Raw genomic sequence first — 12,996 nt, forward strand, 5'->3', positions numbered from 1 at the left:
TGCTGAGGGCTCAGGGGGACGTGAGTGACGGGGTTCGTCTTTCTGCGGGTGCGAGCCCATCGGCTGCTGCTCTGCGCCGCCGTCCTCGCCGTACTGCTGACCACATCGGTGCTGGCGGCGCTGACCGCCTTCTCCGGCTCGGTGGGCGACGCGGCGCTCCGTAACGCCCTCACCCACCGCTCGGCGGCCGACGCCTCCTTCGTGGTGTCCGCGCAGGTGCCGCCCGACCGGCGGGAGGCGGCCGACGCCGTCGCCCGGAAGACGGCCGGTGCGGCCTTCGACGGTCTGCCGGTGACCGTGCGGACGCTGGAGACCTCGGGGGCGTACGCGCTGCCGACCGGGCTGCGTGCCCCACGGCTCCGCTCCGGCGAACCCGATCTCACCCACTTCGGCGCGCTCGACCGCAGCCGTGTCCGGATCATCTCGGGCCGGGCGCCCGCACCGGACGGCGGGGCGGACGGCGGCCCCGTCGAGGCCGCGCTGCCGCTGCCCGCGGCCAAGGCGCTGAAGCTGGAGCCCGGTGCCCGGTTCACGGTCACCGACCGGCTGACCGACAAGCCGCTGCGCGTGCTGGTGACCGGGGTGTACGAGGTCGCCGACCCGGCCGACCCGTACTGGCAGCTCGACGAGCTGGGCGGGCGCGGCGTGCGCCGTCTCGCCTTCACCACGTACGGCCCGCTGCTCACCGGGGCGGCCGTGCCCGGGTCCGGGCGGGTCAGCACCGGGACGATGTCCTGGCTGGCGTCCGCCGACTTCCGTACGGTCACCACCGGCCGCATCGACGGGCTGCGGGCCGCCGCCGAGGCCGCCCCGAAGCAGGTCACCTCCGCTCCCGAGTTCAAGAGCGGGGCCTCCGCGCGGACCTCGCTGCCCCGGGTGCTGGAGCAGATCGACCGGGCGCTGCTGGTCTCCCGTTCGACGCTGATGATCGTGGCGGTGCAGCTGGTGCTGCTCGCGGGGTACGCGCTGCTGCTGGTGGCCCGGCTGCTGAGCAGCGAGCGGGCCGGGGAGACCCGGCTGCTGCGGGCCCGGGGCGGTTCGCGCGGCCGGATCACGGCACTGGCCGCGATCGAGGCGCTGCTGCTGGCGCTGCCTGCCGCGCTGGTGGCCCCGCTGCTCGCCGGGCCGTTGACCCGGCTGCTAGCGGACCGGGGGGCGCTGGCCCGGATCGGGGTGCGGATCGAGGCGGGGGCCACCGGGTCGGTGTGGCTGGTCTCCGTGGGGGTCGCGCTGGCGTGTGCGCTGGCGGTGGTGGCGCCCGCGCTGTCGGCCGGGGCGGGCGACCGTCCGGCGGGGCGGGCGGCGGCGCTGCCCGGGCCGTTGCGGGCGGGCGCCGACATCGGGCTGCTGGTGATCGCGGGGGTGGCGTACTGGCAGCTGGACCGGCGGGCCTCGGAGCTCGGCGGCGGCGTGCTGAGCGGGGACCGCCGGGGCGATCTGGGGATCGATCCGCTGCTGGTCGCGGCACCCGCGCTGCTGCTGCTCGCGGGCACGGTGCTGACGCTGCGGCTGCTGCCGCCGGCGGCCCGGCTCGCGGAGCGGGCGGCGGCGGGCGGCCGGGGGCTGATCGCCGCGCTGTCCGGCTGGCAGTTCAGCCGCCGTCCCCTGCGGGGTGCCGGGCCGGTGCTGCTGCTGGTCCTCGCGGTGGCGATGGGCATGCTGGCCGTGGGGCAGCGCGCCTCCTGGGACCGTTCGCAGAGCGACCAGGCGGACTTCCGGACCGGTGCGTCCCTGCGCGTGCTGACCGGGGTCCAGGACGATCCGGCGGCGGCGGTCGGCTACGCCCGGCTCCCCGGGGTACGGGACGCGGCACCCGCGCTCCGGGCGGAGACCGAGCTCTCCGACGCGCGCACCGCCACGGTCCTCGCCCTGGACACCGCGCACGCCGCCGAGCGGATGCTGATCCGCGACGACCTCACCGACCGGCCCCGTCGGCAACTGTTCGAACCGCTCGCCGCGCCGCGGTCCGGACGGACCGGGCTGCCGCTGCCGAAGGGCAGTGCCCGGTTCCGGTTCGACGCCCGGATCACCACGGACGCGAAGCACCGGACGACGGGCGACGCCCCGGTCCTCGCCGTCCTGCTGGAGAACGGCTACGGGTTGCCGTACCGGGTGGTCGCCGGGACGGTCCCGGCCGACGGCCGGGCCCACCCGTTCACCGTCAAGGTGGCGGCCGACAGCAGCTTCGCGGTCACCGGCTTCGAGTTGACCGGCAACCGGCCGGACGAGGCGAGCGAGACGCACCGGCTGACCATCGACGCCCTGCGGGCCGGGGCGGCGGACGGCACCGAGCGGGCCGTCCCGGTCCCCGGGGGCTTCGGCTGGCGGGCCACGGTGACCGGCGTCGGCTCCGGCGGCGAACCGGGCCGCAGCGAACCGCTGACCGCGACCACCTCCACCGGCCGCCCGCTGTCCGTCGGTTACGACACCGGCGCCGCCCCGAACCTCTGGAGCTACAGCCCGGCCTACGCGGTGCGGGTCACCGTGCCCCGCCCGAAGGCCCCGGTGCCGAACGCCCTCGCCACCGACGCGTACCTGAAGGCCGCCGGGGCCCGGAAGGGGCAGGTCGTCGATGTCACGCTGGCCGGCGAGAAGGTCCGGGTGAAGATCGTGGACACGGTCCGGCAACTGCCCACCACCGGTGTCGGAATGGAATCTTCCGCACCTGTGGCGGCCCGGGACGGCGGCGCCCTGCTGATCGACCTCCGGGCGCTGGGCCAGGTCTTCGCGCAGCGCCCCGGCGCCGTGCTCGCCGCCAACGAGTGGTGGCTGAGCGCCGCCCCCGGGCGGGCCGCCGAGGCCGCCGCCGCGCTGCGGGCCCGGCCGGACAGCGAACCGGCGCGGGTCCTGGTGCGGGACGAGGTCGCCCGGGAGCTGACCGGCGATCCGCTGGGCGCCGGGCCGCAGTCCGCGCTGCCCGCGATGGCGGTCGCCGCGGCGGCCCTGGCCGCGGTCGGCTTCGCGGTGAGCGCGGTCGGCGCGCAGCGGGAGCGGAACGGTGAGTTCGCCGTACTGCGGGCGCTGGGCACCCCGCGCAGACGGCTGACCCGGATGATCGCCGTCGAACAGGGGGTGCTGATCACGATCGCGCTGCTGGTCGGGACGGTCCTCGGGGCGGTGCTGAACCGGGCCGTCGTGCCGCTCGTCGTGCTCACCGGGCAGGCCACCGCGCCGGTTCCCGGGGTGCTGGTGCAGTTGCCCGCCGGGCAGACCGCGATGCTGCTCGCGGGGGTCGCCGTCCTTCCGCTGCTGACCGTGGTGTTCCTCGCCCTGCGCGGCATCGATCCCGCCACCTCGCTGCGTGTCCAGGGGGACAGCTGACATGACTTCGCGTTCCGTCCGCACCGGCCGCCAACCGGCCGACGCGCCCTGGGTGCGCACCCGGCTGCGCACCGCGCCCGGCACCGCCTGGGCGCTGGCCCTGCTGGTGCTGGTCACCTCGTTCCTCTCGGCCGTCTTCCCGCGCGCGGTGGAGCACCAGGGGACCGAGGGGCTGCGCCACGACATCACCGCCGCCACCGCCGGGCGCAGCGTCCTGGAGCTCAACAGCCCGCAGCCCAGCCTCCAGCTGCCCCCGGCCGAGCGCGAGGCGGCGGTGCGCGGCGCGGCGCTGAAGACCGTGCACGACAAGGCGCGCGCCGCGATGCCCGCCAAGGTGCGGCCCGGTGCCGCCGACTCCTCGTACGGCGTCCGCACCGGTCAGCCGATGACCGCGACGGAGGCCTGGCTGCCCCGGCCCGAGGGGGTCGACCCGAAGCTGGCCTACGCCACCCCGTCGGACCTCCGCGACCACTCCGCGCTGCGCTCCGGGGCCTGGCCCGCCGTGCGCGGCCAGGTCACCGAGGACACCGACGAGGTACAGGGCGCGGTCACCGAGGCGACGGCGAAGGCGCTGGGTGCCCGGCCCGGGGCGACGATCGCCGTACCGACCCGGGCCGGGGAGCATCTGACCGTCCGGATCACCGGCATCATCGCCCCCAGGGAGCCCCGGAGTACCTACTGGTCGGCCGAGCCGCTGTTCCGGACCCCGGCCCTGGTGCCGGAGCCGGACACGAACCCGCCCGGCCTGGATCCGCCGCGCAAGTACTGGACCGCGACCGTGCTGCTGCCGCAGGACGCCGCGCCCGCCCTGCTCGGCTCGACCGGTGAGCCGGAGATGTTCTGGCGGTTCGCGCCGGACCCCTCCGGTCTGACCGCCGCCGACGTGCCGGGGCTGCGCAGCGCGATCGCCTCGCTGGAGGGCGGTCCGGGGCTGGTGCGGCTGCGCGCGGTGGCCGGTGACAACGCGGCGTTCGTGACCGGCCTGGACCAGATCCTCGCCGGGTACGACACGCTGCACACGGCGATCGGGCCGGTCGTCACGGTGGCCGCGGTGGGTGTCGGGGCCGTCGCCGCCGTGGTGCTGCTGATGACGGCCGGGCTGATCGGCGGGCGGCGCCGGGAGGAGCTGGCGCTGATGCGGGCGCGCGGCGGTTCGCTGGCCGGGCTGGGCGGGCGGCTGCTGGCCGAGACGGCGGTGGTCGCGGTGCCCGCGGCGGCGCTGGGGCTGCTGGCCGCGCTGCCGTTCTTCGGGTCGGCCCGGCCGTGGCTCGCGGTGGCCGGACCGATCACTGTCGCCGCTCTGGTCTGTGCCGCGGTGCCGCTGGGGGCGGTGCTGCCGCACCGCCGGCCGCGGCTGCCCGGGGCCCGTGACGATCTGATGACCGCCCGCCCGTCCCGGCTGCGTACGGTCGCCGAGCTCACCGTGCTGGTCCTGGCGGTGGGCGCGGTGGTCGGGCTGCGGCGGCGCGGTACGGCGGAGGGCGGCGGCGATCTGCTGGTCAGCGCCGCGCCGGTGCTCGTCGGGCTGATCGCGGCACTGGTCCTGGTGCGGCTGATGCCGTTGCCGCTGCGGCTGGCCTCGCGGGCCGTCGCCCGGCGGCGCGGGGCGATCGGCTTCCTGTCGCTGGCCCGGGCCGGGCGGAGTTCGGCGGGCGGTGCGCTGCCGCTGCTCGCGCTGCTGCTGGCGCTGACCACGGCGGCGTTCGGCGGTTCGGTCCTCGCGGGGGTCTCGGAGGCCCGGGACCGGGCGGCGGTGGTGGAGGTCGGCGCGGACGCCCGGATCAGCGGGCTGCTCGACGCGGCGCCGCTCCCGGCCCGCCTGGTCCGGGAGGTCCGGGCGGCGGACGGCGTGCGGCAGGTGGCCGCGGTGCAGGTGGTGACCGGGGTGCCGCTGCCGCCCGGCGCGGACGGCAGCAGCATGAAGAGCGCGGCCCTGCTGGGTGTCGATCCGGACACGTACACCGAGCTGGCCCGTACGGCGGACCTGGGGACGTTCCCGGCCGGCCGGCTGCGCGCGGACAAGGGCAGGGGCGAGGACGCCGTCGTGCCGGTGATCGCCTCGCCGCCCGTCGCCGCCCAGCTGGGCGACGGCCCGCGCGATCTGACCACCCCGGCCGGGGACCTCCGGGTGCGGGTGGCCGGAATCGTGCCGCGTACCGCCGCCATACCCGACCACGACTTCCTGCTCGTCGACTCGTCGGTGCTCACTCGGCAGCGGACCACCACCCTGCTGGTGGCCGGCGACCCGGACCCGAAGGCACTGCGGGCCGCGGCCCGGGAGTCGGGCAGGGACATCTCCGTACGGATACGCGCCGAGGAGCGGGCGGCCTTCGTCGACACCCCGATGCAGCGGGGCACGCGCGGGATCTACGCGGCGGCGGTCGGGGTCGGGGCGGGCTACGCCCTGCTGGCGGTCCTGCTGTCGCTGCTGCGGACGGCGCCGGAGCGCACCTCGCTGCTGGCCCGGCTGCGGACCATGGGCCTCACCTCCCGGCAGGGCAGGCGGCTGCTGGGCCTCGAATCGCTGCCCCAGGCGCTGCCCGCGGCCTTCGGCGGGGTGCTGGTCGGCTGGGCGACGATCGCGCTGCTGGCGCCGGGCGTCGACCTCGCGGGGCTGGCCCTCTTCAACGGGACGGGCGCCGCCGCACCGGACGCCGCCCTGCTGCGGCCCGACCCGTGGTCGCTGACGCTCCCGGCACTCGGCGTCGTCGTCCTCACCATCGGGGCGGCCACCGCCCAGGCGTGGTGGGCGAGCCGCCGCGGACCGATCACCGAACTCAGGTCAGGAGACCCGCGATGACGTCGCCGTCGGACGACACCAGCCTCAGCCTCGCCGAGCTCGAACAGCGGGCCGCCGCCCGCCGCGACCGGCCCTCCTACGGGCACGACGCGCTGATCGCCTGCGACCGGCTGGTCCGTATCTTCTCCGCCGACGGGGTGGAGGTGCAGGCCCTCCAGGGCCTCGATCTCCTGGTCTCCGAGGGCGAGTTGATGGCCCTGGTCGGCGCGTCCGGCAGCGGCAAGTCGACCCTGATGAACATTCTGGCCGGGCTCGACGTGCCGACCGCGGGTTCGGCGACGGTCGCGGGCCGCGATCTGCTGTCGATGGGCCCGAAGGAACGGCTCCGCTACCGGCGGGAGGCCGTCGGCTTCGTCTGGCAGCAGACCGCCCGCAACCTCCTCCCGTACCTCACCGCCCTCCAGAACGTCACCCTGCCGATGCAGCTGCGCGGCCGGGAGCGGCTGCGGGGCGCCGAACGGGCCGCCCGCGCCGAGTCGCTGCTGCGGATCCTGGAGGTCGAGGACTGCCGCGACCGGCGCCCCGCCCAGCTCTCCGGCGGCCAGCAGCAGCGGGTGGCCATCGCGGTGGCACTCGCCAACAACCCGTCGGTGCTGCTCGCCGACGAACCGACCGGCGAGCTCGACTCGGCCACCGGCGAGCAGGTCTTCGCCGCGTTCCGCCGCGCCAACGAGGAGCTCGGCACCACCATCGTGATCGTCACCCACGACCAGGCGGTGGCCGACGAGGTGCGCCGCACGGTCGCGATCCGCGACGGCCGCACCTCCTCGGAGGTGCTGCGCCGCACCGAGGTCGACGCCGCGACGGGGCTGGAGTCCCAGGTGGCCCGGGAGTACGCGATGCTCGACCGCGCGGGACGGCTCCAGCTGCCCGCCGACTACACCGAGGCGCTCGGCATGGAGCACCGGGTGCTGCTGGAGCTGGAGCGGGACCACATCGGGATCTGGCCGGACGGCGAACAGCCGGGCAAGTAACGGCAGTTGGGGTGGGGTTTTCCCCCGGCCGGCTCCGCCGGGTGGCCCGATGGTTCCCCGGGGCGTGCGCCCCTAGCGTCGAGGACGGAAGCCGTACCTCGACGCTGGGAGCACGATGCGCCTCGTTCCACTGGTCACCGCCGGGCTCGGCCTGGCCGGTCTGCTCGCGGGCGGCGTGCCCGCGTCGGCCGCCCCGGACCCCGGCCCCGTCGCCGCCCCCGCCGCCCGGCAACGGCTCGACTGGGGCCCCTGCCCGGCCGATCAGCCGGAGCTGGCCGAAGCGGGCGCGCGGTGCGCGAAGGTGACCGTCCCGCTCGACCACGCCGACCCCGGCGGCCCGGTGATCCGGATCGCGGTCTCCCGGATCCGGGCCACCGCGCCCCGGAACGAGCGGCGCGGCATCCTGCTCTCCAACCCGGGCGGGCCGGGCGGCACCGGGCTCGCCCACCCCCTGTCGCTGCGTCCGGCGCTGAAGGACGTCGCGGCGCGCTACGACCTGATCGGCTTCGACCCGCGCTTCCTCGGCGGGTCCACCCCGATCGGCTGCGACCCGGCCGCCCCGGCGCCCGCGCCCGGCCCGGTCACCAGCCCCCGCGCGGACTTCGAGCGCTCGGTGCGGTCCGCCCGCGACACGGCGGAGCGCTGCCTGCGGCACGGGGACAACGCCCGGCTGCTGCCGCACGCCACGACCAGGAACGTCGCCCGCGACATGGACGCGATCCGGGCCGCCCTCGGCGCGCCGAAGCTGTCGTACTACGGGGTCTCGTACGGGGCCGACCTCGGCGCCGTCTACGCCCAGATGTTCCCCCGCCGCGCCGACCGCGTCGTCCTCGACTCCTCCACCGACCCGGCGGCCACCCAGTACGAGCTGTTCCAGCGGGCGGGCGCGCCGCTCGAAGCGGGCCTGGACGAATGGGCCGCCTGGACCGCCCGGCACGACGCCGTGTACCGGCTCGGCGCCACCCCCGCCCGCGTCCGGGCGAGCGTCCAGCGGCTGCTCGACGGCGCGGAGCACCGCCCCGTCACCGTCTCGGGCCTCCCGCTGGACGCCCCGCTGCTGCGGCTGGTGCTGCGCCAGTTCGTCCAGCACACGGAGTACGACCCGGTGCTCGCCGCCACGGTGCGCGATCTGACCGACGCGGCGGCGGGCAGGCCGGTCGAGCCCGGCCCGGAGCTGGCCGGACTGCTCGACCTGCTCGGCTCGCCGGAGCTGGCGGACAGCATGCTCGGCGGGGCGCTCTTCATGTGCGGGGACCGGGGCTGGCCGGCCGGCGGCTGGCCGAAGGACCCGGAGACGTACTGGCGGAACATGGAGCGCAGCCGGTCCGCCCAGCCCGTCTTCGGCCCGTTCGTCAACGGGATGACGGCGCCGTGCGCGTTCTGGACGAGCACCTCCCGCGAGCCCGCCACGGCGATCGGCAACGACGTGCCCGTCCTGATGCTCCAGGCCCGCCGGGACAACAACGTCCCGTACGAGGGGGCCCTCGCCCTGCACCGGCGGCTGACCGGCTCCCGGCTGGTGACGGCCGACATCCGCTCGCACGGGGTGTTCGGGCGCGGCACGGAGGGGCTCACCCCGGTCCCCTGCGCCGACCGGGCCGTCGACGACTACCTGCGCGACGGCACCCTGCCCGCCGCCGACCTGACCTGCCCGGCCGCCGGGGAGGTCCGGTGATCAGCCGCCGTACGGGCCTGGCGGCCACCGCCGCCGCCCTGGTCACCACGGCCGCCGCCCCCGCGTCGGCCGCCGCCGGACCCCGTGCCTCCCTCCAGCGCGATGTGGACGCGATCCTGGCCACCGGCGCCACCGGCGTACTGGCCGAGGTGCAGAGCGCCGCCGCCCGGACCGTCGCCCGCGCCGGAGCCGCCGATCTGCGCACCCCGCACGAGCCGGTGCCCTGGGACTCCTCGTACCGGATCGGCAGCGACACCAAGACCTTCACCGCCGTGCTCGTCCTCCAACTGGTGGGCGAGGGGCGGCTGGGGCTCACCGATCCGGTGGAGCGGTGGCTGCCCGGCACCGTGCGGGGGAACGGGAACGACGGCCGCCGGATCACCGTGGCCGATCTGCTCCGCCAGACCAGCGGGCTCAACGACTACCTGGCCGTCTCCCCCGACGCGGCGGACGCGTTCACCCCCGAGGGCTACCACCGGTCCCGGTTCCGCCCCGCCGTCCCCGCCGAACAGCTGGCCGCCGCGCTGAGCCGCCCGCCGCAGTGGCTGCCGGAGCCGGGCAGGCCGCGCTGGGGCTACTCCAACACCAACTACCTGCTCGCGGGCCTGATCGTCGAGGCGGTGACCGGCAACCCCTGGGCGCAGGAGCTGCACGACCGGATCGTCGGACCGCTGGGGCTGCGCCGTACGTTCACCCCCGGCACCTCCCCGTACCTGCCGCCGCCCGCGGCCCGCGCGTACACCTGGTTCCCCGGCACCGGCCGGCCCACCGACACCACGCTGGCGTCCGGCGGCGGGGCGGACGGGGCCGTCATCAGCACCACGCACGAGCACGGGGTCTTCCTGCGCGCCCTGATGGGCGGGCGGCTGCTGCGCCCGGCCCAGCTGGCGGCGATGAGGGAGACGGTGGCGGCCGAGGACTGGAGCCCGGCACCGGGCGTCCGGTACGGGCTGGGCATCGCCTGGCGCCCGGTCCCCGGCGTCCGGGGCGGGGTCTGGTTCCACGGCGGTACGCATCTGGGGGTCGTCTCCGAGAGCGGGGTGACCCCGGACGGGGCGCGGGCCGCGACCAGCGCCACGTTCACCCTGCGGATGGGCGACCCGGCGCAGGAGGCGCAGGACCTGGCGGCGCTCCGTCTGGTCGACCGGGCGCTGGCCGCCCCGTAGCGGCCCCGTCAGCCTCCGACGGTCACCGCGAGGTCACCGAGCCCGCTGCCGGGGGCGCGCAGGGCGATGGAGCCGAAGGGGGTGCGCAGCCGCAGCCAGGAACCGGCGGAGAGCAGGGCGACGGGGAAGTCCGGCGCCGCGCGGAGGAAGCCGAGCGACTGGGCGGCGTGCACGGCGCGCAGCGGGAGCCGGGTCGGGCCGACCGGACGCGACCAGATCTCGCGGCCGATCCGGTCCCGCTCCGCCCGGGTGCGGTGGGGCTCGGGCAGCGCCGCGTCCCGGTTGCGGAATTCGGCCACGGCGGCGGAGAGCGCGGTGCGCAGGGCCACCGGGTCGGGCAGCCCCGGCTGTTCGTGCCAGCCGCCGCGCGGCGGGAGGACCCCGGTCCACGGCGGGCCGGTGACGGGGGCCGGGAGCACGCCGGTGCCGGTGGACTCCCCGAGGCATTCGAGGAGTTCACCGGCGGACACGGTGACGTCGAAGTCGTCCGGTCCGGCCAGCCGGGCCGCCCGGACCGCGAGGACCTCGAACGACGGCGGCCGGCCGAAGACGGCCAGCGCGCCGCCGCCCGCCTGCATCCGCACGGCGGCGGCCCGGTCGTAGTGGAGGAGCCGACCGAGGAAGGCCGCGAGATCCTCGGCCTCCCTCGCGTCGGCGAACTCCAGCGACCGTACGGGCACCGTCATGCTGCCGCGGGCTCCTCGGCCATGTACTGCTGCAGGAAGAGCCGCTCCTCGGCGGAGATCCGCCGGGGGCGCGACTCGGCCAGGTCGTAGGGCACGACGACCGTCGAGGCCCGCACGTACACCTGGTCCGGGTCCTTGATCTCGTACGCGATCGTCAGCGACGCGGCACCGATCTTCGTGACCCACGACTCGACGGTCACCGGCTCGTGCCGGTGGACCAGCGGCCGTACGTAGTCGATCTCGTGCCGGGCCACGACGGACCCGCCCGAGAAGGACGGCGAGCCGTCCCCGGGCGCCAGCCGGAACATGAAGTCGATCCGGGCCTCCTCCAGGTAGCGGAGGAAGACCACGTTGTTGACGTGCCCGAAGGCGTCCATGTCCGACCAGCGCAGCGGACAGCTGTAGAGGTGGCGGGCCAAGACGATCAGCCCCGCGTGAGCTTCTTGTACGTGGCACGGTGCGGACGGGCCGCGTCCGCGCCGAGGCGCTCGACCTTGTTCTTCTCGTACGACTCGAAGTTGCCCTCGAACCAGTACCACTTGGAGTCGCCCTCGTACGCGAGGATGTGCGTGGCGACCCGGTCCAGGAACCAGCGGTCGTGGGAGATGACCACCGCGGCGCCGGGGAACTCCAGCAGCGCGTTCTCCAGCGAGGACAGGGTCTCGACGTCGAGGTCGTTGGTGGGCTCGTCGAGGAGGAGCAGGTTGCCGCCCTCCTTGAGGGTCAGCGCCAGGTTGAGGCGGTTGCGCTCACCACCGGACAGGACGCCGGCCGGCTTCTGCTGGTCCGGGCCCTTGAAGCCGAACGCGGAGACGTAGGCGCGCGAGGGCATCTCGACCTGGCCGACGTTGATGTAGTCCAGCTCGTCCGAGACGACCGCCCAGAGGGTCTTCTTCGGGTCGATGTTGGCGCGGGACTGGTCGACGTAGGAGATCTTGACCGTGTCACCGACCTTGATGGAGCCGGAGTCCGGGGTCTCCAGGCCCTGGATCATCTTGAACAGCGTGGTCTTGCCCGCGCCGTTCGGACCGATGACGCCGACGATGCCGTTGCGCGGCAGCGTGAACGAGAGGTCGTCGATGAGGACCTTGTCGCCGAAGGACTTCGAGAGGTGCTCGACCTCGACGACGATGGAACCGAGCCGGGGGCCCGGCGGGATCTGGATCTCCTCGAAGTCCAGCTTCCGCATCTTCTCGGCCTCGGCCGCCATCTCCTCGTAACGGGCGAGGCGGGCCTTGGACTTGGTCTGGCGGCCCTTGGCGTTGGACCGGACCCACTCCAGCTCTTCCTTGAGCCGCTTGGCGCGCTTCTCGTCCTTGCGGCCCTCGACCTTGAGGCGGGCGGCCTTCTTGTCGAGGTACGTGGAGTAGTTGCCCTCGTACGGCAGGGCGCGGCCGCGGTCCAGCTCCAGGATCCAGTCGGCGACGTTGTTGAGGAAGTAGCGGTCGTGGGTGACCGCGACGACGGCGCCGGCGTACTTGGAGAGGTGCTGCTCCAGCCAGTTCACCGACTCGGCGTCGAGGTGGTTGGTGGGCTCGTCGAGGAGGAGCAGGTCGGGGGCCTCGATGAGCAGCTTGCAGAGCGCGACGCGGCGCTTCTCGCCACCGGAGAGGTTGACGACCGGCCAGTCGCCGGGCGGGCAGCCCAGCGCGTCCATGGCCTGCTCCAGCTGGGCGTCCAGGTCCCACGCGTTGGCGTGGTCCAGGTCCTCCTGGAGCTTGCCCATCTCGTCCATGAGCTCGTCGGAGTAGTCGGTCGCCATGAGCTCGGCGACCTCGTTGAACCGCTTGAGCTTGCCCATGATCTCGGCGGCGCCGTCCTGGACGTTCTCCAGGACCGTCTTCGACTCGTCGAGCTGGGGCTCCTGCATGAGGATGCCGACGCTGTAGCCGGGCGACAGGAACGCGTCGCCGTTGGACGGCTGCTCCAGGCCGGCCATGATCTTCAGCACCGTGGACTTACCGGCACCGTTGGGGCCCACGACACCGATCTTCGCGCCGGGCAGGAAGTTCAGGTTGACGTCATCGAGGATCACCTTGTCGCCGTGCGCTTTGCGCGTCTTGCGCATGGTGTAGATGTACTCAGCCAAGAGAAACCGTCCGGCAATCGATGAGTGGGCAGATACACCCATCTTGCCTGACGGGGGTACCCGGATGGAAACCAGTACGGCCCACGGTGTATTCCGGGGCCGCCCCGACCCCCTCCGGCGGAGCGGCGGGCCCCGCGCCCCGGGCGGCCCCGGCCCGCCCCGCAGGCGTCCACCGGTGCCCCACGGCGCCCTGCGACGGCACGTACCCGGGGCGCGCGGGCGACGGGTGACATGCGACGACCCCGGCACGCCGGTGCGGCGTGCCGGGGTCGTCGACGGGCGGTG

General features: G+C 75.3%; 8 protein-coding genes. 5 read left to right on the forward strand and 3 right to left on the reverse strand.

Going from position 1 to position 12,996, the window contains the following annotated elements:
- The first annotated feature begins 24 nt into the window (after positions 1-24).
- The 5 genes from ACIQGQ_RS06010 to ACIQGQ_RS06030 all read left to right on the forward strand — a co-directional run bounded on the left by ACIQGQ_RS06010 (position 25) and on the right by ACIQGQ_RS06030 (position 9,936).
- Complete coding sequence (locus ACIQGQ_RS06010) at positions 25-3,321, forward strand: FtsX-like permease family protein (protein WP_402391203.1); 3,297 nt, start codon at positions 25-27, stop codon at positions 3,319-3,321.
- Position 3,322: 1 nt separating this feature from the next.
- The gene (locus tag ACIQGQ_RS06015) at positions 3,323-6,121 is read left to right on the forward strand and encodes an FtsX-like permease family protein (protein ID WP_402391205.1); all 2,799 of its coding nucleotides are present in this window, start codon (positions 3,323-3,325) and stop codon (positions 6,119-6,121) included.
- A complete protein-coding gene (locus ACIQGQ_RS06020; protein WP_402391208.1) occupies positions 6,118-7,095 on the forward strand; it encodes an ABC transporter ATP-binding protein in 978 nt (325 codons plus the stop codon). Before ACIQGQ_RS06015 ends, ACIQGQ_RS06020 begins: the two co-directional genes overlap by 4 nt.
- A 115-nt stretch (positions 7,096-7,210) precedes the next feature.
- A complete protein-coding gene (locus tag ACIQGQ_RS06025; protein ID WP_402391211.1) occupies positions 7,211-8,770 on the forward strand; it encodes an alpha/beta hydrolase in 1,560 nt (519 codons plus the stop codon).
- Complete coding sequence (locus tag ACIQGQ_RS06030; protein ID WP_402391213.1) at positions 8,767-9,936, forward strand: serine hydrolase domain-containing protein; 1,170 nt, start codon at positions 8,767-8,769, stop codon at positions 9,934-9,936. The genes ACIQGQ_RS06025 and ACIQGQ_RS06030 overlap by 4 nt, the downstream gene beginning before the upstream one ends.
- 8 nt (positions 9,937-9,944) lie before the next feature.
- Here the strand turns inward: ACIQGQ_RS06030 and ACIQGQ_RS06035 are convergent, their stop codons facing one another.
- Genes ACIQGQ_RS06035 through ettA form a run of 3 tightly spaced genes read right to left on the reverse strand, consistent with a single transcriptional unit; the run spans position 9,945 to position 12,711 of the window.
- Positions 9,945-10,622, reverse strand: coding sequence for a hypothetical protein (locus tag ACIQGQ_RS06035; protein ID WP_402391216.1), 678 nt, complete (start codon positions 10,620-10,622; stop codon positions 9,945-9,947).
- Positions 10,619-11,041, reverse strand: coding sequence for a thioesterase family protein (locus tag ACIQGQ_RS06040; protein WP_352275417.1), 423 nt, complete (start codon positions 11,039-11,041; stop codon positions 10,619-10,621). Before ACIQGQ_RS06040 ends, ACIQGQ_RS06035 begins: the two co-directional genes overlap by 4 nt.
- Positions 11,042-11,046: 5 nt before the next feature.
- Positions 11,047-12,711 (reverse strand): energy-dependent translational throttle protein EttA, encoded by a 1,665-nt coding sequence (gene ettA, locus ACIQGQ_RS06045; protein WP_352275418.1) that lies wholly within the window; start codon positions 12,709-12,711, stop codon positions 11,047-11,049.
- Positions 12,712-12,996: the final 285 nt, after the last annotated feature.

Source organism: Streptomyces sp. NPDC092952 (genome assembly GCF_044754785.1).
In the GTDB taxonomy this organism is placed as follows: domain Bacteria; phylum Actinomycetota; class Actinomycetes; order Streptomycetales; family Streptomycetaceae; genus Streptomyces.

What these genes read in the sequence shown, in the direction of transcription:
- ACIQGQ_RS06035 (WP_402391216.1), bottom strand. Translation starts at nt 10,622, where the DNA reads ATGACGGTGCCCGTACGGTCGCTGGAGTTCGCCGACGCGAGGGAGGCC.
- ACIQGQ_RS06025 (WP_402391211.1), top strand. Translation starts at nt 7,211, where the DNA reads ATGCGCCTCGTTCCACTGGTCACCGCCGGGCTCGGCCTGGCCGGTCTG.
- ACIQGQ_RS06020 (WP_402391208.1), top strand. Translation starts at nt 6,118, where the DNA reads ATGACGTCGCCGTCGGACGACACCAGCCTCAGCCTCGCCGAGCTCGAA.
- ACIQGQ_RS06015 (WP_402391205.1), top strand. Translation starts at nt 3,323, where the DNA reads ATGACTTCGCGTTCCGTCCGCACCGGCCGCCAACCGGCCGACGCGCCC.